This is a genomic window from Mesorhizobium sp. 43Arga, assembly GCF_053714255.1.
Genome location: NZ_JBSKBO010000001.1, coordinates 260,183 through 280,287 on the forward strand (window position 1 = coordinate 260,183; position 20,105 = coordinate 280,287).

At 63.9% G+C, this 20,105-nt stretch carries 23 protein-coding genes; 12 read left to right on the forward strand and 11 right to left on the reverse strand.

All coding sequences use genetic code 11. The features are described 5' to 3' along the window. Positions 1 to 161: 161 nt before the first annotated feature. The 6 genes from ACWGS8_RS01230 to ACWGS8_RS01255 all read right to left on the reverse strand — a co-directional run bounded on the left by ACWGS8_RS01230 (position 162) and on the right by ACWGS8_RS01255 (position 5,465). Positions 162 to 1,193 (reverse strand): peptidoglycan -binding protein, encoded by a 1,032-nt coding sequence (locus tag ACWGS8_RS01230; protein ID WP_454579240.1) that lies wholly within the window; start codon positions 1,191 to 1,193, stop codon positions 162 to 164. A 1-nt stretch (position 1,194) separates the two neighbouring features. Continuing rightward, on the reverse strand, positions 1,195 to 2,220 hold the full coding sequence (locus ACWGS8_RS01235; RefSeq protein ID WP_454579241.1) for a MotA/TolQ/ExbB proton channel family protein: 1,026 nt from the start codon (positions 2,218 to 2,220) through the stop codon (positions 1,195 to 1,197). Positions 2,221 to 2,324: 104 nt separating this feature from the next. Then, positions 2,325 to 3,011: a PAQR family membrane homeostasis protein TrhA gene (gene trhA, locus ACWGS8_RS01240; protein ID WP_454579242.1), complete on the reverse strand. Its 687-nt coding sequence runs from the start codon at positions 3,009 to 3,011 to the stop codon at positions 2,325 to 2,327. A 100-nt stretch (positions 3,012 to 3,111) separates the two neighbouring features. Beyond that, entirely contained in the window at positions 3,112 to 3,912 is an 801-nt protein-coding gene (locus ACWGS8_RS01245; protein WP_454579243.1) for an inositol monophosphatase family protein, read from the reverse strand. A 24-nt stretch (positions 3,913 to 3,936) separates the two neighbouring features. Next, positions 3,937 to 4,503 carry an elongation factor P gene (gene efp / locus ACWGS8_RS01250; RefSeq protein WP_019861758.1) on the reverse strand — a complete coding sequence of 189 codons (567 nt, stop codon included), beginning with the start codon at positions 4,501 to 4,503 and terminating at the stop codon, positions 3,937 to 3,939. A 95-nt stretch (positions 4,504 to 4,598) separates the two neighbouring features. After that, positions 4,599 to 5,465, reverse strand: a complete 867-nt coding sequence (locus ACWGS8_RS01255) for a LysR family transcriptional regulator (protein WP_454579244.1) — start codon at positions 5,463 to 5,465, stop codon at positions 4,599 to 4,601. Positions 5,466 to 5,569: 104 nt separating this feature from the next. On the opposite strand from ACWGS8_RS01255, the gene ACWGS8_RS01260 reads away from it, so the two are divergent. After that, the gene (locus ACWGS8_RS01260; RefSeq protein WP_454579245.1) at positions 5,570 to 6,586 is read left to right on the forward strand and encodes a zinc-dependent alcohol dehydrogenase family protein; all 1,017 of its coding nucleotides are present in this window, start codon (positions 5,570 to 5,572) and stop codon (positions 6,584 to 6,586) included. Positions 6,587 to 6,599: 13 nt separating this feature from the next. Here the strand turns inward: ACWGS8_RS01260 and ACWGS8_RS01265 are convergent, their stop codons facing one another. The 3 genes from ACWGS8_RS01265 to ACWGS8_RS01275 all read right to left on the reverse strand — a co-directional run bounded on the left by ACWGS8_RS01265 (position 6,600) and on the right by ACWGS8_RS01275 (position 9,328). Further along, a complete protein-coding gene (locus tag ACWGS8_RS01265) occupies positions 6,600 to 7,640 on the reverse strand; it encodes a tetratricopeptide repeat protein (protein WP_454579246.1) in 1,041 nt (346 codons plus the stop codon). Position 7,641: 1 nt separating this feature from the next. After that, a complete protein-coding gene (locus ACWGS8_RS01270; protein ID WP_454579247.1) occupies positions 7,642 to 8,289 on the reverse strand; it encodes a thiamine phosphate synthase in 648 nt (215 codons plus the stop codon). A gap of 133 nt (positions 8,290 to 8,422) precedes the next feature. Further along, positions 8,423 to 9,328 carry a DMT family transporter gene (locus ACWGS8_RS01275; protein WP_454579248.1) on the reverse strand — a complete coding sequence of 302 codons (906 nt, stop codon included), beginning with the start codon at positions 9,326 to 9,328 and terminating at the stop codon, positions 8,423 to 8,425. Between the two features lie 131 nt (positions 9,329 to 9,459). Between ACWGS8_RS01275 and ACWGS8_RS01280 the strand changes: the two genes are divergently transcribed. The 3 genes from ACWGS8_RS01280 (at position 9,460) to ACWGS8_RS01290 (ending at position 11,603) form a co-directional block, all read left to right on the forward strand. Further along, positions 9,460 to 9,912 (forward strand): Lrp/AsnC family transcriptional regulator, encoded by a 453-nt coding sequence (locus ACWGS8_RS01280; protein WP_454579249.1) that lies wholly within the window; start codon positions 9,460 to 9,462, stop codon positions 9,910 to 9,912. A gap of 82 nt (positions 9,913 to 9,994) precedes the next feature. Further along, a complete protein-coding gene (locus tag ACWGS8_RS01285; RefSeq protein WP_454579250.1) occupies positions 9,995 to 10,723 on the forward strand; it encodes a class I SAM-dependent methyltransferase in 729 nt (242 codons plus the stop codon). A 109-nt stretch (positions 10,724 to 10,832) separates the two neighbouring features. Next, the gene (locus ACWGS8_RS01290) at positions 10,833 to 11,603 is read left to right on the forward strand and encodes a sulfite exporter TauE/SafE family protein (RefSeq protein WP_454579251.1); all 771 of its coding nucleotides are present in this window, start codon (positions 10,833 to 10,835) and stop codon (positions 11,601 to 11,603) included. Positions 11,604 to 11,645: 42 nt separating this feature from the next. Here the strand turns inward: ACWGS8_RS01290 and ACWGS8_RS01295 are convergent, their stop codons facing one another. Then, positions 11,646 to 12,197 carry a DUF2269 family protein gene (locus ACWGS8_RS01295; RefSeq protein WP_454579252.1) on the reverse strand — a complete coding sequence of 184 codons (552 nt, stop codon included), beginning with the start codon at positions 12,195 to 12,197 and terminating at the stop codon, positions 11,646 to 11,648. Positions 12,198 to 12,519: 322 nt separating this feature from the next. Here ACWGS8_RS01295 and ACWGS8_RS01300 point away from each other — a divergent pair, with 322 nt between their 5' ends. From ACWGS8_RS01300 to ACWGS8_RS01325, 6 genes are all read left to right on the forward strand, one after another. Next, positions 12,520 to 12,900, forward strand: a complete 381-nt coding sequence (locus ACWGS8_RS01300; protein WP_454579253.1) for a hypothetical protein — start codon at positions 12,520 to 12,522, stop codon at positions 12,898 to 12,900. 506 nt (positions 12,901 to 13,406) lie between these two features. Next, positions 13,407 to 13,940: a protease adaptor protein RcdA gene (gene rcdA / locus ACWGS8_RS01305; protein WP_096451211.1), complete on the forward strand. Its 534-nt coding sequence runs from the start codon at positions 13,407 to 13,409 to the stop codon at positions 13,938 to 13,940. Between the two features lie 93 nt (positions 13,941 to 14,033). Then, on the forward strand, positions 14,034 to 14,543 hold the full coding sequence (gene ruvC / locus ACWGS8_RS01310) for a crossover junction endodeoxyribonuclease RuvC (protein WP_454579254.1): 510 nt from the start codon (positions 14,034 to 14,036) through the stop codon (positions 14,541 to 14,543). Between the two features lie 13 nt (positions 14,544 to 14,556). Further along, positions 14,557 to 15,177, forward strand: a complete 621-nt coding sequence (gene ruvA / locus ACWGS8_RS01315) for a Holliday junction branch migration protein RuvA (RefSeq protein WP_454580105.1) — start codon at positions 14,557 to 14,559, stop codon at positions 15,175 to 15,177. 43 nt (positions 15,178 to 15,220) lie between these two features. Next, entirely contained in the window at positions 15,221 to 16,258 is a 1,038-nt protein-coding gene (gene ruvB, locus ACWGS8_RS01320) for a Holliday junction branch migration DNA helicase RuvB (protein WP_010912034.1), read from the forward strand. 160 nt (positions 16,259 to 16,418) lie between these two features. After that, the gene (locus tag ACWGS8_RS01325; protein ID WP_454579255.1) at positions 16,419 to 17,312 is read left to right on the forward strand and encodes a metallophosphoesterase; all 894 of its coding nucleotides are present in this window, start codon (positions 16,419 to 16,421) and stop codon (positions 17,310 to 17,312) included. A gap of 9 nt (positions 17,313 to 17,321) precedes the next feature. On the opposite strand, the gene ACWGS8_RS01330 is transcribed toward ACWGS8_RS01325, so the two are convergent. After that, complete coding sequence (locus ACWGS8_RS01330; RefSeq protein WP_454579256.1) at positions 17,322 to 18,572, reverse strand: glycoside hydrolase family 5 protein; 1,251 nt, start codon at positions 18,570 to 18,572, stop codon at positions 17,322 to 17,324. A gap of 57 nt (positions 18,573 to 18,629) precedes the next feature. Between ACWGS8_RS01330 and ybgC the strand changes: the two genes are divergently transcribed. Continuing rightward, complete coding sequence (gene ybgC, locus ACWGS8_RS01335; protein ID WP_454579257.1) at positions 18,630 to 19,112, forward strand: tol-pal system-associated acyl-CoA thioesterase; 483 nt, start codon at positions 18,630 to 18,632, stop codon at positions 19,110 to 19,112. A 278-nt stretch (positions 19,113 to 19,390) separates the two neighbouring features. Next, positions 19,391 to 20,101: a protein TolQ gene (gene tolQ, locus ACWGS8_RS01340; RefSeq protein ID WP_010912029.1), complete on the forward strand. Its 711-nt coding sequence runs from the start codon at positions 19,391 to 19,393 to the stop codon at positions 20,099 to 20,101. The last annotated feature ends 4 nt before the right edge of the window (positions 20,102 to 20,105 follow it).

Here is a 20,105-nt window from a genome sequence, read left to right on the forward strand (position 1 = left end):
GGAGGCATCGCCGGCGGTTCTCGGCCCTGCGCGGCAGGCTAGGAGCGCTCCGGCGGGAAGTGTAATTAAAAAAAGATAATCTTTTCAGGCCTTGTCGGCTCCGGCTTGCGCCCTAAAGTTGAGCCGGCGAACAAATTCGCGTGAGCTCGCGTGATGAGAAATCAACGTTCGGTGAGCTTCAGTTCAATGCGGCGGTTCTTGTTGCGAGCCTCGTCGGTGTCGGCGGGGTCGAGCGGCTGGAACTCACCGAAGCCGGCGGCGACCAGGCGGTTGGCCGGCACGCCGTTGTCGATCAGGAACTTGACCACCGAGGTCGAACGCGCCGACGACAATTCCCAATTGTCGCGGTAGCGGCCGGTGCCGGAGAGCGGCTTGTTGTCGGTATGGCCGTCGACGCGCAGCACCCAGTTGATCTCGGGGGGGATTTCCTTCTGCAACTCGATGATGGCGTCGGCGAGCTTCTTCATCTCGACCTTGCCGGCATCGTTGATCACCTCGGAGCCGGTCGGAAACAGCACTTCCGACTGGAAGACGAAGCGGTCGCCGACGATGCGGATGTTCTCGCGGTCGGCGAGGATCTCGCGCAGACGTCCGAAGAAATCGGAGCGGTAGCGGTTCAATTCCTGCACGCGCTGAGCCAGGGCGACGTTCAGCCGGCGGCCGAGATCGGCGATCTTGGTGTTGGAATCGCGGTCGCGGGCTTCGGACACATTGAGGGCGTCTTCAAGCGCGCCGATTTGCTTGCGCAAGGCGGCGATCTGCTGGTTGAGGATTTCGACCTGGCTCAGCGCCTGCTGGCTGATCTGGCGCTGGCTGTCGAGTTCGCCCGAAAGCGCCGCGGCGCGCTGGTTGGCCTGGTCGCCGGCGCCGGCGCCTTGCGCCAGCAACTGTTCGAGCCGGCTCTTCTCCGCCTCGGCCGCCGACAGCGACGCCTGCAGATTGGCCAGCGAATCCTCCTTGTCCTGCGCCGTCGAGCGCTCCAGCGCCAGCAACTGGGTCAGTTCGTTGATCTGCGAGTTGAGGCGGTTGAGCACCGTGTCCTTGCCGGAGATCTCGCGGCCGAGCAGGAACTGCGCCAGCACGAAGACGGTGAGCAGGAACATGATGGCCAAAAGCAGCGTCGACAGCGCGTCGACAAAGCCCGGCCAGTAGTCGATGCGGCGATCGGTACGCCGGCCCCTGGCAAGCGCCATGTCAGTGCACCCCGGGCTTCTTCAGGGCGTCGGCGATCTTTTCCAGTGTGTTGCGCATGGCCTTCTGCTCATCGGACTGGGCCTCGACCCAGTCACGCATGATCTGCTGCTCGGAACGCATGTTCTTGACCAGGCCGGAAATGCCGTCGGCGAGGTTGGCCATGGCGGTGGCGACGCGCGGATTGGAGCCGCCGCCATTCTCCTGCATGCTGCGCAGCCGCTCCGACAACAGACGGATCTCGTCGGATGGTTCGCTCTTGGCCTGATCGGAGACGACGATGTCGGAGGAGAGATCGGTGACCGAGGACAGCCAGTTTTCAAGCTCGGTGTAGAAGCGCGTCTGGGCGCGGCCCGCCTGCAGATCGAGGAAACCGAGCACGAGCGAGCCGGACAGACCGAACAGCGAGGACGAGAAGGCGGTGCCCATGCCGGCCAGCGGCGCCGACAGGCCCTGTTTCAGCGAATCGAGCACCGCCGCGGCGTCACCGGTGCCCGGGTCGAGCGATTCGATGGTCTCGCGGATCGAGCCGATCGTGTTCAACAGGCCCCAGAAGGTGCCGAGCAGGCCGAGAAACACCAGGAGGCCGACCAGGTAGCGCGAGGTGTCGCGGCTTTCGTCGAGGCGCGTGGCGATGGAATCGAGCATGGTGCGCATCGAGGAGGTCGAGAAGGCCATGGTCGAGGAGCGGCCGATCATGGCTTTCATCGGCGCCAGCAGCACCGGTTCGATGGTCTCCGAGCCGGCGCGGAAGGAGTTGAGCCAGCGCACCTCGCGAAACAGCCGCCCGACCTGGGCGAAGGCAAGCAGGATGCCGACCGCGAGCACGCCGATGATCAGGCCGTTGAGCCCGGGATTGGTCACGAAGGCCGTCGAGATCTGGCGGGTCAGGATGGCGGCAATGAAGGCGACGATGGCCAGGAAGATGACCATGGTCAGCAGGAACACCTGCGGACTCGACAGTTTATGGGGATCGTAGATCAGTACGTCAGAGCGCCTGCCCATGCCGAAGGATCTGAGAAAAGCCATCCGTGCCCCGTTTTCGCTGCCGCTGCCGCCGATCACGTCGTTCGCGACTCTAAACGGAATTGTGACCAAATTGAATGGCGCTTGGCAATATTGCCGCAGGCGGATCAGAAACGGTTAATCACCAGGCAGTCGACCATGGCCGCCAGATGCAGGCCCGCGCCAGTGACGACGAAGCCGTGCCACAGCGCGTTGTGGAAGCGCAGACCCTTCCAGGTGAAGAAGATGACGCCGCAGGAATAGACGACGCCACCGGCAACGATGAGCACGATCGACGTCGTCGGCAGCGTCTCGACGAGCGGCTTGACCAGGACGATGCCGCTCCAGCCGATGGCGAGATAGAAGACGATCGCCAGCCGGTCGAAACGGCCGGGAAAGCACACCTTGATGGCGATGCCCGTCGCCGCCGCGGTCCAGACCAGCACGATCATCCAGCGGGCCAGCGGCGAAGCGTCGAGCTGCGCAAGGAAAGGCGTGTAGGTGGCGGCGATCAGAAGATAGATCGCGGCGTGATCGAAACGCCTCAGAACCCATTTGGCCGGAGACGACACCGGCCACAGATTGTAGGCCAGCGACACCGACAGCACGGTGAGCAGCGAAACGACATAGAAGGCGGCGGCGATATACTCGCCAGGTCCGACGCGAAACGCCGCCAGCGCCAGCAGTGCCGAGCCGGCCGCGATCGCCAGCACGATGCCGACAGCATGGACAATGCCGTCGGCGATCATCTCCGCGCGGGAGTAGTGCCAGCGCCCGACAAAGGGGATTTCGAGTTGCGGCGGGATATTGACCATCGATCGTCCTGCTTCGCCCCATATCTGGGCAACCGCCGGACAGTATTTCAAGTTTAGGTGGCGGTTTTGCGACTGCGGCGGTTCGGCGCGCCGGGAGGCTTTAGCGGGATGCCAGGGGCTTTTTCACCGTCTTCAGCAGCGCACGCTGGATGACCTCGTTGCCCGCGACGACCGAGCCGTTGTCCAGCATCTCCTGCCCGCCATCCATGTCGGAGACGAAACCGCCGGCTTCGCGGATCAGGAGCAGGCCCGCGGCGATGTCCCAGGCCGACAGGCCGGTTTCCCAGAAACCGTCCATGCGGCCGGCGGCGACATAGGCGAGATCGAGCGCGGCGGAACCGAGACGGCGCACGCCCGAGACGTCGGCCATGACGTTACGCAATTCCACGAGGAAATTGCCATGGTGGCCGCGTCCCAGATGCGGCATGCCGCAGCCGATCACCGTGTCGACCAGCTTGATGCGTCCGGCCACGCGCAGCCGGCGATCGTTCATGAAAGCGCCGCCACCGCGCTCGGTCGTATAAAGCTCGTCCATGGCCGGATTGTAGATGACGCCGGCTACGATCTGGCCCTGGCGCTCCAGCGCGATCGAGACAGCGAAAAGCGGAATGCCGTGCAGGAAATTGGTGGTGCCGTCGAGCGGATCGACGATCCAGCGGTGCTGGCTGTCTTCGCCTTCCACCGTGCCGCGCTCCTCCATCAGGAAACCGTAGCCCGGGCGCGCCTTCGACAATTCGGCGAAGATGATGTCCTCGGCCTTGCGGTCGGCCTGGCTGACATAGTCGCCCGGACCTTTCAACGAGACCTGCAGGTTCTGGACCTCGCCGAAGTCGCGCGACAGCGAGCGGCCGGCCTTCATTGCGGCCTGGACCATGACATTAAGAAGGGCTGAGCGTGCCATCGTGTGTCTTCCTGTGCCCGCGCGTCAGTCCGCGCGGCGCACGTAAGTGATTTCGTTGGTGTCGACGATGATGCGTTCGCCGGCGCCGATGAAGGGCGGCACCAGCACGCGGATGCCGTTCTCCAGCACCGCCGGCTTGTAGGAGGATGCCGCCGTCTGGCCCTTCACCACCGGGTCGGCCTCGGTGATGGTCAGGGTGACATAGTCGGGCAGCGAGATGCCGATCGGCCTCTCCTCATAGAGCTGAACCGTCACCATCATGCCGTCCTGCAGGAAGGCGGCGCGGTCGCCGACGAAATCCTTGTTCAGTTCGAGCTGTTCGTAGCTCTGGGTGTCCATGAAAACCAGCGCGTCGTCCTGTTCGTAGAGGAAGGAAAAATCCTTCAGGTCGAGGCGGATCTGTTCGACCGTCTCGGCCGAACGGAAGCGCTCGTTGAGCTTGGTGCCGTTGATCAGGTTCTTCAGTTCGACCTGGTTGTAGGCGCCTCCCTTGCCGGGCTTGACGGTGTTGGTCCTGACCGCCACCCACAGGCCGCCATCGTGCTCGATGACGTAGCCGGGACGGATTTCGTTGCCATTGATCTTGGCCATGATGATGGGATCCGGAATGAGATTTTCGCCGGGACAAGCGATTTCGGGCTCCCAAGACCACAAATCGTCCGGAGAGGCAAGGGACGCCGGATCGGCTACGGCCGGTCAGCCCCGATCTTGATGGCTTCGCCGACGGTCTTTGCAATGGCCTCCACGACCTTCGCCAGCCGGTGGAGATGTGGCGAGCGCATTGCCACGACCTGCAATGAAAGGTCGACACCTTCGAGATCGACGAGCGCGAGGCCGTCGGGAAGTCCGTGCGCCGCGAGCCGCAACGGCATGAGGCCGAGGCCGTGTCCCCGACGGACCCATTCCATCTGCATCGCCGGATCCTGGATTTCCGCCGCCACGATGAGCGGATGCCGTTCGCCGCCCAAACTGGAGAGCAGTGTCTGACGGGCGTCGCAAGGCTCGGGGCTGAGAACCCAAGGCATGGGTGCCCGGGCGTCCGTGAGATGGGCGCCCGCCTGCGCTATGATGCAGAGACGTTCGGTGCCGAGCACGTCCGAGCCTCGATGATCGGCAGGTCGCAGAACGATCGCCATATCGAGCTGACCGCGTTCGAACTGCTCGATGAGCTCCGCGCTCCAGCCGGTCTTGAGCCGCAACGATATTCTTGGGAACGCGGCGGCCGCGCCGGCGATAGCGCCCGCAATGCTTGCATCGGACAAGCCATGTGTCAGGCCGACACGCAGCACGCCCTGCGGCTCAGCTTCGGCGGCGAACGCTTTCAGAGCCTCGACCGAAGCCAGTATGTCCCTTGCGCGCGCCAGCACCTCCAATCCCGCTGCGGTCAGCCGCGGCGGCTTCTGCCGGCGATCGAGAAGCGTTGTCGCGAGCATATCCTCCAGCCGCTGCATCTGCCGGGTGACGGCCGGCTGTGTCAAAGGCAGGCGGCGCGCCACATTCTGGATCGAGCCTTCCTCGGCGAAGAGCACAAGCGTGCGTAGTTCCTCCAGCATCCCTGATCCTCATATGCATAATCATCCTGATTATTATGAATTTGAAAATCAGGTCCCGGCAAGCGATTTTCCTTTCGACGGATTTTCAAAAGGAAGGAACGGCAATGCAGGCGATCGAATTGCAGGCCCCCGGCGGCATCGACAATCTCAGACTTGTCGAGCGGCCGATGCCGGAACCCGGCCGCCAGGAGATGATCATCAAGGTCAAGGCAACAGCGCTGAACTACCGCGATGTGGAGATCGCTCGTAGCAGCTACCACACCGCCTTTGCGCTGCCGCTGATACCGCTTTCGGACGGAGTGGGCGAAGTGGTCGCGGTTGGCGCCGAAGTGACCCGTTTCAAGATCGGCGACCGCGTCTGCGGCACGTTCTGGCAGCGCTGGGTCGGCGGCAGTTTCGCCATGGCGGAGCCTTCCTATCAGCGTGGCGGCCCCATCGATGGTCTGCTCAGCGAGTTCGCGCGGCTGGACGAACAGGCGGCCGTGCTCGCACCGCCACATCTGAGCGATGTCGAAGCGGCGACATTGCCTTGCGCCGGGGTCACGGCCTGGCACGCACTGTTCACCGAAGGCCAGGTGAAGCCGGGCGAGACGGTGCTCAGCCTGGGCACCGGCGGTGTCTCGCTGTTTGCGGTGCAGTTCGCCGCGGCAGCCGGCGCACATGTCATCGTCACGTCGAGCAGCGACGACAAGCTCACGCGGGCAAAGGCGCTTGGCGCGCATCACGGCATCAACTATCGCGACAATCCCGATTGGGCACCGGCCGTGCTGGCACTGACCGACGGCCGCGGCGCGGACCATATTATCGAGGTCGGCGGGCCGCAAAGCTTCGCCCAGTCGCTGAAGACTTCGGCGCGTGGCGCCCAGATCAACGTCATCGGCTATCTCGGCGGCAGCGAAGGGTCGATCAATCCCCTCGACATCTTCCGCCGCCAGGTCAGGGCGCGTGGCATACCTGTGGGCTCACGCGAATCCTTCGAGGCGATGAACCGAGGCCTGACAGTCAACCGGATAAGACCCGTGATCGAGAAGGTGTTTGCCTGGAAGGACGCGGCCGCAGCCTTCCGGCACCTCGAGCACGGCTCGCCCTTCGGTAAGGTCGTCCTCGATCACATGCAATAATCGAGCAGCGCCATCAGGGCAGCCGGTTTGCCTTCTGCAGGGCCTGTTTGGTCTGATCGTCGCTCAGCCCTTGCAGGAAATCGTCCATGTCGGGGTCGATGAGACCGGCGCGGCGGGCGACGATGTACCAGGCGCCGGCGAGCACCAGGTCCGGATCTGTGCCGATGCCTTGCATGTAGAGTTTTGCCAGCCGGTTCTGCGCGGCGACGTTGCCGCCCTCGGCGGCCTGCTTCGTCCAGCCGAAAGCCGATTTCAGGTCGCGGGCGCCGCCCCGGCCCTCGATCATCCAGGCGGCGAGATCGATCTGCGCGGTGTCGTAGTTCTGCCGCGCGGCCTGCGCCAGGAAGCGTCTTGCCTGCGTGTCGTCGCGGGGCTTGCCGCCGACGCCGTTGGCATAGATCTGGGACATGGCGTATTGCGCATCGGGGAGACCGGTCGCGGCGGCGCGCTCGTAATAGGAGACTGCCTTGGTCAGACCCGCGTCGCCGGGATCCTGCCGGACCAGCATCTGCGCGAAATTGAACTGTGCCAGCTGGTTGCCGGCTTCGGCGGCGGCCTGCATCAAGGCGTAGGCCTCTTTCGAGTCCTTCTTGACGTAGCGGCCGTCGAGCAGCATCAGCGCATACTGGAACTGCGCCTCAGGCACGCCCTGTTCGGCGGCGAGCGCATACCATTTCGAGGCCTCCGCCGCATTCAACGGCACGCCGAGCCCGCGCGACAGGATTTCGGCCACCAATGTCTGCGCGGCCGGGTCGCCATTCTGGGCGCGGGTCAGCGCCAGATTATAGGCCGTTTTGTAGAGCCCGCGCTGAAAGGCGCCATAGGCCGCGTCCGCCGGCTTGGCGCCGAAGCGGTCGGGATTGATGCTGTCGACCGAGGGCAGCGGTACGGGCTCCGCCGTGGTGGCGGGCTGCGGCAGCTGCCTTTCGATCGGCTTGTCGGTGTGCGCGCCGGTGTCAGGCTGGGGCGGCGGCAAGGGTATGGTTTCGGCGGCGGCGGCCTGGATCAAGACCGCTGCAAGCAAGGCCTGAAGGGGAAGCCTTACCGGAGCCACATCAGTCCTCGAAGCGCGGCGCGGTTTCGTCGAGCAATGCGTTGGCTCGGGCCACGGCCGTTTTCGGATCGACACCGTCGGCAAACACCGCGCTCGACAACGCGACGAACTCGGCGCCTGTGGCGGCCACTTCCTCGACGGAAGCCAGGTCGGATCCGGCCATGACGATGCAGGGAATCTGGATCATCTGCGCCCACCACTCACCCAGCGACAGGTTGCGCGGATGCGGCTCCGGTTGGTTGTCGTAGCCGAAGCGACCGAAGAAGATGTAGTCAGGCCTGACCTCGCCAAGCTCGAGCGCGTCGTCGCGCTTCTTGGCGCCGCCGGCGCCGACCATCATCTTCGCCTGGAAATGTTCGATCGTCTCGGCGAGTTCGGCCTTGGACGTCTCGACATGGATGCCGTCGGCCTGGACACGGCCGGCGATGCGGGTGTCGCCGGCGATGATCACGGCCACGCCCGCGGCCTGAGCCGTCGGCACGATCTGTTCGGCAAAGGCCTGGAAGGAGGCCTCGTCCATGCCGTTCTCGGGCAGGATCAGCGAGGCCACATCGCCGCCGTCGAATGCGGTGGCAATGCGGGCGGCTGGCACGCCGGGTGGCGCGATCAGCACGATGCGGCAACGATTTGGGGGTGTGACGTCGTTCATGGTTCTTCGATCCCGGGTTTCGCCTATGCCGGGCGAAGATGGTTGCATTGCGGCATAGAGCAAACTGCCCGCTTTGAACAGGCGGGCAGTCGGGATCACGTTTCCTGGCCGCCGGGCGACCGGCGTGCCTGCCCTATTTGGCCGGCTCAGGGCTCACGGTGACCGCCTTCGATTTCCACAAGGACCAGCCGAGGTTCATGCCGGCGGCAGCCACCAGGATGGCGGCGGCGCCGGCGACCTGGCTGAGATGCAGCCGATGGCCGAAAGCCACGACATCGACCAGGATGGCAACCACCGGATAGATGAAGGACAGCGATCCCTGCAGATGCGTCGGCAGCTTCTGGATGGCGCCGTACATCAATATGTACATCAGGCCGGTGTGGACAATGCCGAGCGTCGCCAGCATGGCCCAGCTCCACGGGTCGGCGGGAAGATGCGAGAGATTGGCGAAGGGCGCCAGCATGACGACGCCGACGCAGACCTGTATCAGCGCGATCAGATGCGGCGGCGTGCCCTTGAGTTTCTTGGTGACGATAGCCGCGACGGCCCAGAAGAAGGCCGCGGCCAGCGCCATCAGGATGCCGGCAAAATAGTTGGTGCCGACATCGCCGGCGTCAGGCGCGGCCTCGACGATCAGCACCATGCCGGCGAAGGCTATTGCCAGCCATGTCAGCTTGGTCAGCGTGAGCCGTTCGGCGAAGAAAAGTGCGCCGAAGCCGACCAGCATGAAGGGCTGGGTGTTGTAGACGGCGGTGGCGATCGAGATCGACGCGCGGGAGAAGGCGCTGAACAGGAGCAGCCAGTTGATAACGATGGCCGCACCGCCAAGCGCGGCGAGGCCAATGACGCGAGGGGAAAGTCCGCCGCGCAGCAATCCCAGGCAAGCGCAGATGACCAGCAGCGTCACCGCCCCGAACGCGCAGCGCCAGAACACCACATCCATGATCGGCTGGCCGGACATGACGACGAACCATCCGATCGTCCCGAGAATGGCCATTGCGGCCGACATTTCGACCGTGCCGCGCACCGTATCGTTCATGATAACCTCTGAGCTCGTTGAGGCGGCATAATCTCATGCGAGGCGGCCGCTTTCCATCTCATGGAAAAGGCGATATGGAGAGGTGGCCTAATTATATTAGGCTACCGCCGCGAATTTGCGAGAAATCTGAAATGCTTGACGATCTCGACCGAAATCTCCTCGATATCCTGGTGCGTGATGCACGAACCTCGCTGAAGGAGCTGGCTGCCCGGGTCGGGCTGTCGTCGCCAAGTGTTTCGGAGCGGCTTCGGCGGCTCGAGGAGCGCGGCGTCATCCGGTCGTTCACGGTCGAGATCGATCCGCTGGCGCTCGGCTATACGCTGCAGGCGATAGTGCGCATCCGGCCTTTGCCCGGCAAGCTGCACATCGTCCAGAAACTGATCGAGGAGATCGCCGAGTTCGGTGAATGCGACAAGGTGACGGGTGACGACTGTTTCGTCGCCCGGCTGTTCGTGCGCTCGATCGGCGACCTCGACGGCATTCTCGACCGCATTGCCGACAAGGCGGAGACCAGCACCGCCATCATCAAGGCGCAGCCGATCCGGCGGCGGCCGCCGCCGTTCGGGGTTTCATCTTCGTCTTGACCCCACATGGCCGTGGTGGACAGGCGCGACCGGTCCACTAAATGTCAGCCCGCCAGATGGTGGGCTGTGAGACGAGGTAGACATGGCGCAGAATATCTACGACCAGCCGGATTTCTTCGCGGGCTATAGCCAGCTTGGCCGGTCGATCGAAGGTCTGGACGGTGCCGCCGAATGGCCGGCGCTGCGCGCGATGCTGCCTGAAGTCGGCGGCTTGCGGATCGTCGACCTCGGCTGCGGTTTCGGCTGGTTCTGCCGCTGGGCGCATGAGCACGGGGCGAGCCACGTCCTTGGGGTGGACCTGTCGGAGAAGATGCTGGCCCGGGCGAGGGCTGCCGGCCCGGACGCAGGCATCATTTATGAACGGGCCGACCTCGACCAGCTCAGCCTGCCGCAAGACAGCTTCGATCTCGCCTACAGTTCGCTTGCCTTGCACTATGTCGAGGACGTCGCGCGCCTGTTCAGGACGGTACACCAGGCCTTGTCGCCCGGCGGGCATTTCGTCTTCTCGACGGAGCATCCGATCTACATGGCCCCGACCAGGCCCGGCTGGGCGGTCGATGCGGAAGGCCGCAGGACATGGCCTGTCGACCGCTACCTGGTGGAAGGCCCGCGCAAGACCGACTGGCTGGCCAAGGGGGTGGTAAAACACCACCGCACCATCGGCACCACGCTGAACGCGCTGATCCGGTCCGGTTTCGCGATCGAGCATGTAGAGGAATTTTGTCCGACGGATGCCCAGATCGCGGCCAAGCCGGAGCTCGCCGAAGAGCTCGAGCGGCCGATGTTCCTGCTGGTCTCGGCTCGTCGCTAGCACAAGGCGTCCTGGCCGGACGCGCAGCCGCTCGCATTTGCTGTCGCTCCGCCGGGAATTCTGGGCTATTCAGGCGTTGACGCTTTCCCTCCAGACCAGTCCCCTCCCCATGTCAGGCCTGCTTCTCGATCCCTGGTTCTACGCGGCCGCCATTCCGGCGGTCATTCTGGTCGGCCTGTCCAAGGGCGGGTTTGGCGGCGCTGTCGGTTTCGTCGGCGTGCCGCTGATGGCGCTGACCATGCCGCCGGTGCAGGCGGCCGCCATTCTGCTGCCGATCCTGTGCCTGATGGACATCGTTTCGGTTTGGACGTGGTGGGGCGTGTATGACCGCAAGATGCTGGTTGACATGATGCCGGGCGCCGTCATCGGTATCGGACTCGGCTGGCTGACGGCGGCACTTGTCACAGAGGAGGCGGTGCGGCTGATCGTCGGCGCCGTCGCCATCATCTTCGTGCTGCGCTGGCTTTATCTGCAGTTCCGCCACGGCGCCGACCATGCCGCCGAACCCAACCGCGTGGCTGCCGCGATCTGGGGTACGGTCGCCGGCTTCACCAGCTTCGTCGCCCATGTCGGCGGCCCGCCCTTCCAGGTCTATGCGCTGCCGATCCGGCTCGACCCCAAGGTGCTGTCTGGCACGGCCGCGATCTTTTTTGCCGCGACCAATGCGCTGAAGCTCATCCCCTATTTCGCGCTCGGCCAGTTCGACACCGCCAACCTGACGGCGTCGGCCGTGCTGATGCCGCTGGCGCCACTCTCGACCATCGCCGGCGCCTGGCTGGTGCGGCGCATGCGGCCGGAGATTTTTTATCCCTTTACCTACGCGACCGTGGCGGTCGTGGCGCTGAAGCTTTTGTGGGATGGCGTTGCCGGCCTGATGTAGCGAGCCGGCGGCTTTGCTGCCGCGCGCAGTTCACCGCCAGCGTCAGGCGGCGCTTTCCACGAGCCGGCGGCTTCCGCCGAAGGCCAGCGTAGCGCCCGCCACCAGAACCAGTATCATACCGGCGAGGATGCCGACATCATGCGTGGTCGGCTTGAGCACCATGTCGGCGACGATCACCAGCATCACGGCATAGTCGAAGCGTGCCGCGCTCATCATACGCTGACCGATGGCCAGAACAGCCGGCGTGATGCCCTCCTTGGCGAGCATCGCGCCCATGCGCTCGCCGGTCGGCTTGAAGATGAGCATGCCGATCGAGAAGGTCGTGGCATAGCCGGCCAGGCCGATGATGACCCACAGCTCGAAGAAGCCGACCCAGAAGCCGCACATGACGAGGCCGAAGAGCAGGGTCAGCATCGACATCGGTACGAAGAAACGCGCGCCCAACTGCCCGCTGGCCCTTATCGCCTGAAGCTTGTCCTCGATGTTGCCGGCGCGCTCGGCAAGCATGCCGAGCAGGAACAGTGCGAAGCCGCCTCCGACCCACAAAATGGCCGAGATGACGTGGAGGAATTTGACGATCGAGTACCAGTCCATGGCTTGCTCCGGGTAGGTTTGCGGCGGAGCGGATTGCGCCAGCCGTCAGAGGAGCGGGCGTTTAGCGCGGCGGGTGTTTCGGAACGATGTCGCGGAAACCCCGGCTCTGTTTCGGCTGCTTTTTCACGGGCATAACCTGCAGCGACCGCAGATGCCCAGGTTCGCTTCTGCTAATATACGAAATGTCGGGAGGGGTTGGCGCGACATCGTACGGAAACATTTGCCGATGCTAGTGCGCAGACGCCGGGAGCCGGTGGCGACAGGAATCGCCTGACGATCAACCCATTACCGCAACCGGGAAGAGGCAACCAGGGGGAACATTATGCAAGGGGTAGCACGGAATTTCTTCACGCTGGCCATCATCTATTCGCTGTGCGGCATGGCGCTTGGCCTGCATATGGCGATCAGCCAGGATCATGGCCAGATGCCCACCCACGCCCACACCATGGTCGCGGGATGGCTGATGTCGGCGGTGTTCGCCTTCTTCTATCATCTGTTTCCGTCAGCCGGGCAGAAGATGCTCGCCACCATCCATTTCTGGCTAACGGCCGTCAGCGGCATCGGCCTGTTGATCGGCCTCTATTTCCTGCTCGCCGGCAATGCCGCGATCGAACCGCTGGTGGGGATTTCTTCGATGGGCTTCTACGCGGCCATGCTGCTGTTCGCCTTCATCGCCCTGCCGACGGTCTGGAAGAAGGCCTGAATCGCCTGTTTGGAAATTCTACTCTGGCGGCCATCTGAAGGCGTTTTCTGCGCTTCCGGTGCTCACGGACCCGAATGTCCGCTCCGCCATCATACGACTCGCCAGAGCGACTTTCGAAACAGGCTCCGAGGCTGAACTAGGCACCGTCGGCTGTGCTGTTACGGCACAGGATGGGGACGTTCGGTCAAAAAACATTGGGGCCGTTAAAGGTTCATTAAGCTTTACAGGCGTTTACTATGCGCATCCAGTGATCTGGATTCTTACCGAGTGGTTGGAGCCACTTTGTTTGACGCCTCCCTGTTAAACTCCTGAGAGCCGCCTTATCCGCGGCTCTTTTTTTGTCCGCATTCCGGGGACTCGGACGCAGCGGCTCGCCGTTAACCTTCTGTTAAACATGTGCTTGCCTTCACCCCCTGCAAAGCGCATTTTCAACCTTCAGTCATTTAGGGTGCCGGGTGTATCGGCAGGGAGCCGAATCGGCCGGTTGCAAGTGCAGGGGCGTATCAATGAACGAGCCTTCGAAAGGCAGTGCGAAAACCGTCAAACTGGCGGAGCGTCGGGTTTTTTCGCACTCCTTCAAACCGCTCTACCAGGAAGGCATGGGGCTGGTCGAACAGGCGGCTGAATATCTCGACGGCAAGGGCCGCGCCGAGGCCAAGAAACTGTCGCGTCTGGCGGCCACGCTCTACGCGGCCGAATCGATGCGGCTGACGACGAGGCTGATGCAGGTTGCCTCCTGGCTGCTTTTGCAGCGCGCGGCCAATTCCGGCGAGATGACCCGCGACCAAGTCGCTTCGGAAAAGTCCAAGGTGCGCCTCGATACCGCTTCCGCGCATGATGAAGCCGCCGGCTGGGCCGAACTGCCCGAGGATTTCCTCGATCTCGTCAACCGCTCGCTTCGCCTGCAGGCGCTGGTGCGCCGCATGGATGACGAAATCTATGGCGCCGGCGCGGTGGTCGACATGCAGCCGATGGGCCGCCGGCCCAATCCGGTTTCCGACCAGATCAGCCTGCTCAACACGGCCTTCGCCCGCAACTGAGCGGCTTCGGACTATTTCCGGCCCGATAGGCCTTCGTTTCCGGTTTGTTCACATTTCGCTGGCATCGCTGTCCGCCGGAGGTAAAGTGAACGGATGGGGGACGCGATTCGCATCATCGGCATCGATCCGGGGCTCAGGCGTACCGGCTGGGGCATCGTCGAGAGCCTCGGCAATTCCTTGCGCTTCGTCGCGTCCGGCACCGTGCGCTCCGAGGACAAGGCGGCGTTGGCGACGCGGCTCTGCCAATTGCATGACGGGCTCGCCGAAGTCCTGCATACGGCAATGCCGCATGAGGCGGCGGTCGAACAGACCTTTGTCAACAAGGATGCCGTGGCGACGCTGAAGCTCGGCCAGGCGCGCGGCATCGCCATGTTGGTGCCGGCGCGCGCCGGCCTCGTCGTCGCCGAATATGCGCCCAATGCGGTGAAGAAGGCCGTCATCGGCGTTGGTCATGGCGACAAGAAGCAGATCCACATGATGGTGAAGGTGCTGCTGCCGAAAGCGACGTTCGACACCGAACATGCCGCCGACGCACTGGCCATCGCGATTTGCCACGCGCATCATCGCCAGAGCGCTGCCTATCGGATGGCGCTTGCTTCATGAGAGGCTGTCGGAAATGATCGGCAAGCTCAAGGGCACGCTGGACGAGATCGACGAGGATCATTGCCTCGTCGACATCCATGGCGTCGGTTATGTTGCCTATTGCTCGGCGCGCACGCTGGCGGCACTGCCTTCGCCCGGCGAAGCGGTGGTGCTGTTCATCGAGACCTATGTGCGCGAGGATATGCTGCGCCTCTATGGTTTCCAGTCGCAGCTTGAGCGCGAGTGGTTTCGGTTGCTGATGAACAATGTGCCGGGCGTCGGCGCCAAGGTGGCGCTGGCCATCCTGTCGACGCTGGCGCCGGCCGACCTCGCCAATGCCATCGCGCTGCGCGACATCGCCATGGTTTCCCGCGCGCCCGGCGTCGGCAAGAAGGTGGCCGAGCGCATCGTTACCGAGCTGAAGAACAAGGCGCCGGCCTATGCGGGTGTCGCCTCGGGCACCATCGGCCTGAAGCAGGAGCTCGGCGAAGGCGTGGCCGCCGCGCCGATCACCGACGCCGTCTCGGCACTGGTCAATCTCGGCTATTCTCGCGACACCGCCGCCAATGCGGTGGCCGCGGCGCTGAAGACGGCGGGCGAGGACGCGGACGCCTCGAAGCTGATCCGCTTCGGGTTGAAGGAATTGGCGCGGTGAGGGCTCGCTGGTCCGTCCCCCTGCCATATGCAAGGAAGACAGCATGAGCCTGTCGCCCCGTCTCATAGCTCCGGAAAAACGCGGAGAGGATGCCGATCAGACCTTGCGGCCGCAGACGCTCGCCGACTTTGTCGGCCAGGCGGCGGTGCGGGCTAACCTCAAAGTCTTCATCGAGGCCGCCAAGGGCCGCAATGAGGCGCTCGACCATGTGCTGTTCGTCGGGCCGCCGGGGCTGGGCAAGACGACGCTGGCGCAGATCATGGCGCGCGAACTCGGCGTCAATTTCCGCTCGACGTCGGGACCGGTCATCGCCAAGGCCGGCGATCTCGCCGCGCTGCTGACCAATCTTGAAGAAGGCGACGTGCTGTTCATCGACGAGATCCATCGGCTCAACCCTGCGGTGGAAGAGATCCTTTATCCGGCGATGGAGGATTTCCAGCTCGATTTGATCATCGGCGAGGGGCCGGCGGCGCGTTCGGTCAAGATCGACCTCGCCCGTTTCACCCTCGTCGCCGCCACCACGCGGCTTGGCTTGCTGACCAATCCGCTGCGCGACCGGTTCGGCATCCCGGTGCGGCTCAATTTCTACACGGTCGAGGAACTGGAGCAGATCGTCCGTCGCGGCGCGCGCATCCTGCAAATGCCGCTCGGCGACGACGGCGCGCTGGAAATCGCACGGCGCGCGCGCGGCACACCGCGCATAGCAGGGCGGCTGTTGCGCCGCGTGCGCGATTTCGCCTCGGTCGCCGGCGACGGCCATGTCGATCGTCTGATCGCCGACGAGGCGCTGACACGGCTGGAAGTCGACGCGCTCGGCCTCGACGCCCTCGACCGCCGCTATCTCTCGATGATCGCCCGCAATTTCGGTGGCGGACCGGTCGGCATCGAGACGATTGCCGCTGGCCTGTCCGAGCCGCGCGACGCCATCGAGGACATCATAGAGCCCTATCTGATCCAGCAGGGTTTCATCCAGCGCACGCCGCGCGGCCGCATGTTGACGGCCAACGCCTGGCGCCATCTCGGCCTCGACGCGCCAAAGGACCTTGCGCAGCAGCAGATCAACCTGTTCCAGGAAGAATAGCGGCGCAACCGTTCAGCCGCCGGTTCCGGACCAATGATCAAGGATATGTGACCCGTCCTGCGCAAAATCTGCGCGTCTTCGCCGATTTGCCGGCGTAATCCTGTATTTTATCGAAGGCGTGCGGGGAACCGCTGCGATCGAAGGGCCGGGGAGCCAATCCATGATAACCAGACGCGGGTTCCTGCGCTTCATCGGCGGGTCGTTCCTGACGGCCGCCGCGCTCGGCGCTTATGCGGTCGGCATCGAGCCGATGCTCTTGACCCATGTGAAGCGCTATGCGCTGACGCCGCCGCACTGGCCCGATGGCCTCAAGCTGCGGGTTGTGGCGCTCGCCGATATCCATGCCTGCCGGCCATGGATGACGCAGGAGCGGATCGCTTCTCTCGTCGAAGACGCGAATGCCCTGCAGCCGGACCTTATCGTGCTGCTGGGTGACTATATCGCCGGCATGCCCCTTACGGGACCTGTGACGCCGTCGCAATGGGCCTCCGCGCTGTCGGGCCTCAACGCGCCGCTCGGCGTTCTGTCGATTCTTGGCAACCATGATTGGTGGAGCGACGGCTTTGCGCAACGCGCCGGGGCAGGCCCAATCATCGCACGCAAGGCCCTGGAAAAGGTCGGCATCCCGGTGCTTGAGAATGATGTCGTGCGCCTGGAGAAGGATGGCCAGGGCGTGTGGATCGCTGGGCTTGCCGACCAACTGGCGCTGCTGCCGGCCAGGAAGGGCGACGACTGCAAGGGGCTCGACGATCTCGACGGCACGCTGGCCAAGGTTGGCGACACCGGGCCGATCATCCTGCTCGCCCATGAGCCGGATATTTTCCCGACCGTACCGGGGCGGGTTTCGCTGACGCTGTCGGGCCACACCCATGGCGGGCAGGTGCGGCTGTTCGGCTATTCGCCTGTCGTGCCGTCGCGTTTCGGCAACCGCTATGCCTATGGCCATGTCGTCGAGAACGACCGCAATCTGATCGTCTCGGGCGGGCTCGGCTTCAGCATCATGCCGGTGCGTTTCGGCGTGCGGCCGGAAATCCTGCAGATCGACCTCGGCTGAGAGCAGCTCTCAGTGAAGCGAGCGGATCACGTCCATCACACCAGGTTCGGCCTTGTCGCCATTGAAGGCATCGACGATCCCAAAGGCGCCGCCATAGCTCCACACCGACCATGAGAAACCATGTGCCTCGGCGCGGGCGATCATGTCCCGGACATAGGCGGCACGGTACTGCACCGGCATCACATAGGCATTGCCATATTCCTGGCGGATCATGCCGAACTCGCCCAGCGTGACGTTTTCGGGCTTGATGCCGTTGGTCTTCGCCCATGCCTCAACCTTTTTGAACGGCGCGTCCAGGAGGCCGAGCAGCTTGTCGGGGCTGTCCATGCTGGCGACCTGTTCGTCGAGATAGGCAAGCAGGCCGCTCTGCCGTGTCCACGGCGCCTCGGCCTTGATCCGGGCGCGGATGGCGTCGAGCGTCAGATCGAGCCGCTCCTTCGGCACGGCGTCGAGCGGATAAGGCAGGCCGGTCACGTATGGAATAAAGTCGCCGGCCCAGGTCGCGCCCTGATGGGTAAGCAGGAACGGATCATAGGAGTGGAAAGTCCAGATGACATTGTCGTCGGGGATCGCCTTGGGATCGATCTTCTGCAGGGATGAGGCGGCGGAATAGCAGGCGCCGGTCAGCACCAGGGTCAGTCTCGCCGCCGAGGATCGTGCCGCGGCGAACAATTCGCGCTGGCGGTCCGGCCACAGGCTGGTGCCGTCGCTGTCGCAGTCGACGATCGGTTCGTTCATAAGCTCGAAGGCGACCTTTTCGGGGTCCTCGCCGGTCAGGGTGCGGGCCATCTCGCGCACCATATCGACGTAGCGGTCGAAGGTCTGGGGATCGTCCATCACCTCAGCCATGCCGATCTTGCGGCTGCCGCCGGCTGGGATCAGGTGCATGTCGACGATTACCTTCAGGCCGGCGCGGTTGATCATGCGCACCGAGTCCAGCACGCTGGCATAGAGGTCGTCACGCAAAGCCGTTGTCTGGTCGGACAGGAAGGGCGAGGGGTCGACCGGCATGCGCAGGAAATCGAAACCCGCTTCCTTGAGAGCTCCGAGATCGTCATCCCCAAGGAATTTGCGCCATTCCGGATAGGGCAGTATGGTCTTGGCGTCGCCCCACTGATCCTCGCCGGGCCAGGTGACCCACTGGTCGAGATTGAGGCCGCGCTTCATGGTGAAAGTCGTTGCCTGACCAGGTAGCGCCAAGACCATCAGCACCAGCAGCGCCGCCATCAAACTCTTGATCATCGCCGTCAACGGTGCCATCCGATGCCATGTCACGCGCGGAACAGGTGCCCCGCCGCGACTGAAAAAGGAAGCGCAATGGACGATCATGGTGAATCGGCGGCACTGCTGGCCGGGCTTTCCGGGGCGCTGACGGCGTTCGGCCACCGGCTGATGGCGCGTGTCTACTATGCCGACACCGATTTCTCCGGCGTCGTCTACCACGCGCGCTATCTCGAATTCCTCGAGCGCGGCCGCTCGGACTATCTCAGACTCGCCGGCGTGCATCACACGGAACTCGCCGACGGCAAGCATGGCGAGAAGATCGTCTGGGTGGTGCGGCGCATGGAGATCGATTTCCGCAGCCCCGCCCGCATCGACGACATCCTGACCGTCGACACCCGCACCGACACGATTTCCGGCGCGCGCATCTTCATGGCGCAGCAGCTCAAGCGCGACGACGAGATGCTGGTCGAAGCCAAGGTCGAGGCGGCGATCATCGGCGAGAATGGCAGGCCGAGGCGTTTTCCCAGGGAATGGGTTGCAGCGTTCATGCCCAAGTCTCGTATTTCGGCTGATTGAACGGATTTGGCCGACAGCGGAGCTTGCGCACGCATCGGGCCCGTCATCAGGCGCGGCAATGCGCCGCGCCTTATCTACTAACCCATCCTTAACCATAACGGTTCATGAAGAGATTGGTGAAGATTGGCGTTATCCAACGCCTTCCTTTCACCAATATTTGCCCTGAAAAGGCCGCTAACGGCACGGTTTGGGGCGTCCGGTAGCTTCGTGCGAACCGACCACAAGGGATGCCAGGGGCCAGCCGCCAGCTTCGCCCGGAAAATCTTAAGGACGTAACGATGGAAAATATCGCACTGGCCGATCCGGGCGCGCAATTGTCGATTTGGGCGCTGTTCATGCAGGCCAGCTGGGTGGTCAAGCTGGTCATGATCGGGCTGCTCTGCGCCTCGGTGTGGACCTGGGCGATCATTATCGACAAGCTGGTTGCCTATGGCCGCATGCGGCTGGCGCTTAACCGCTTCGAGCAGGTCTTCTGGTCCGGGCAGTCGCTGGAGGAACTCTACCGCACGCTCGCCGACCGCAAGACATCAGGCATGGGCGCCATTTTCGTCGCCGCCATGCGCGAGTGGAAAAAGAGTTTCGAGAAGGGCGCCAAGACGCCGCTCGGGCTGCAGACCCGCATCGACAAGGCGATGGATCTGGCGCTGACGCGCGAGATGGAGAAGCTGGAGGGCCGCCTCGGCTTTCTCGCCACCACGGGCTCGGCAGCCCCGTTCATCGGCCTGTTCGGCACGGTCATCGGCATCATGACCTCGTTCCAGGCCATCGCCGGCTCCAAGAACACCAGTCTTGCGGTTGTCGCACCCGGCATCGCCGAGGCGCTACTGGCGACGGCCATCGGCCTGCTCGCCGCCATCCCGGCCGTTATCGCCTACAACAAGCTGTCATCGGATGCGAGCAAGCTCGCGGTGCGCATGGAAGGGTTCTCCGACGAGTTCTCCGCCATACTCTCGCGCCAAATCGATGAAAAAGTCGCGCCGAAGGCCTGAGGAG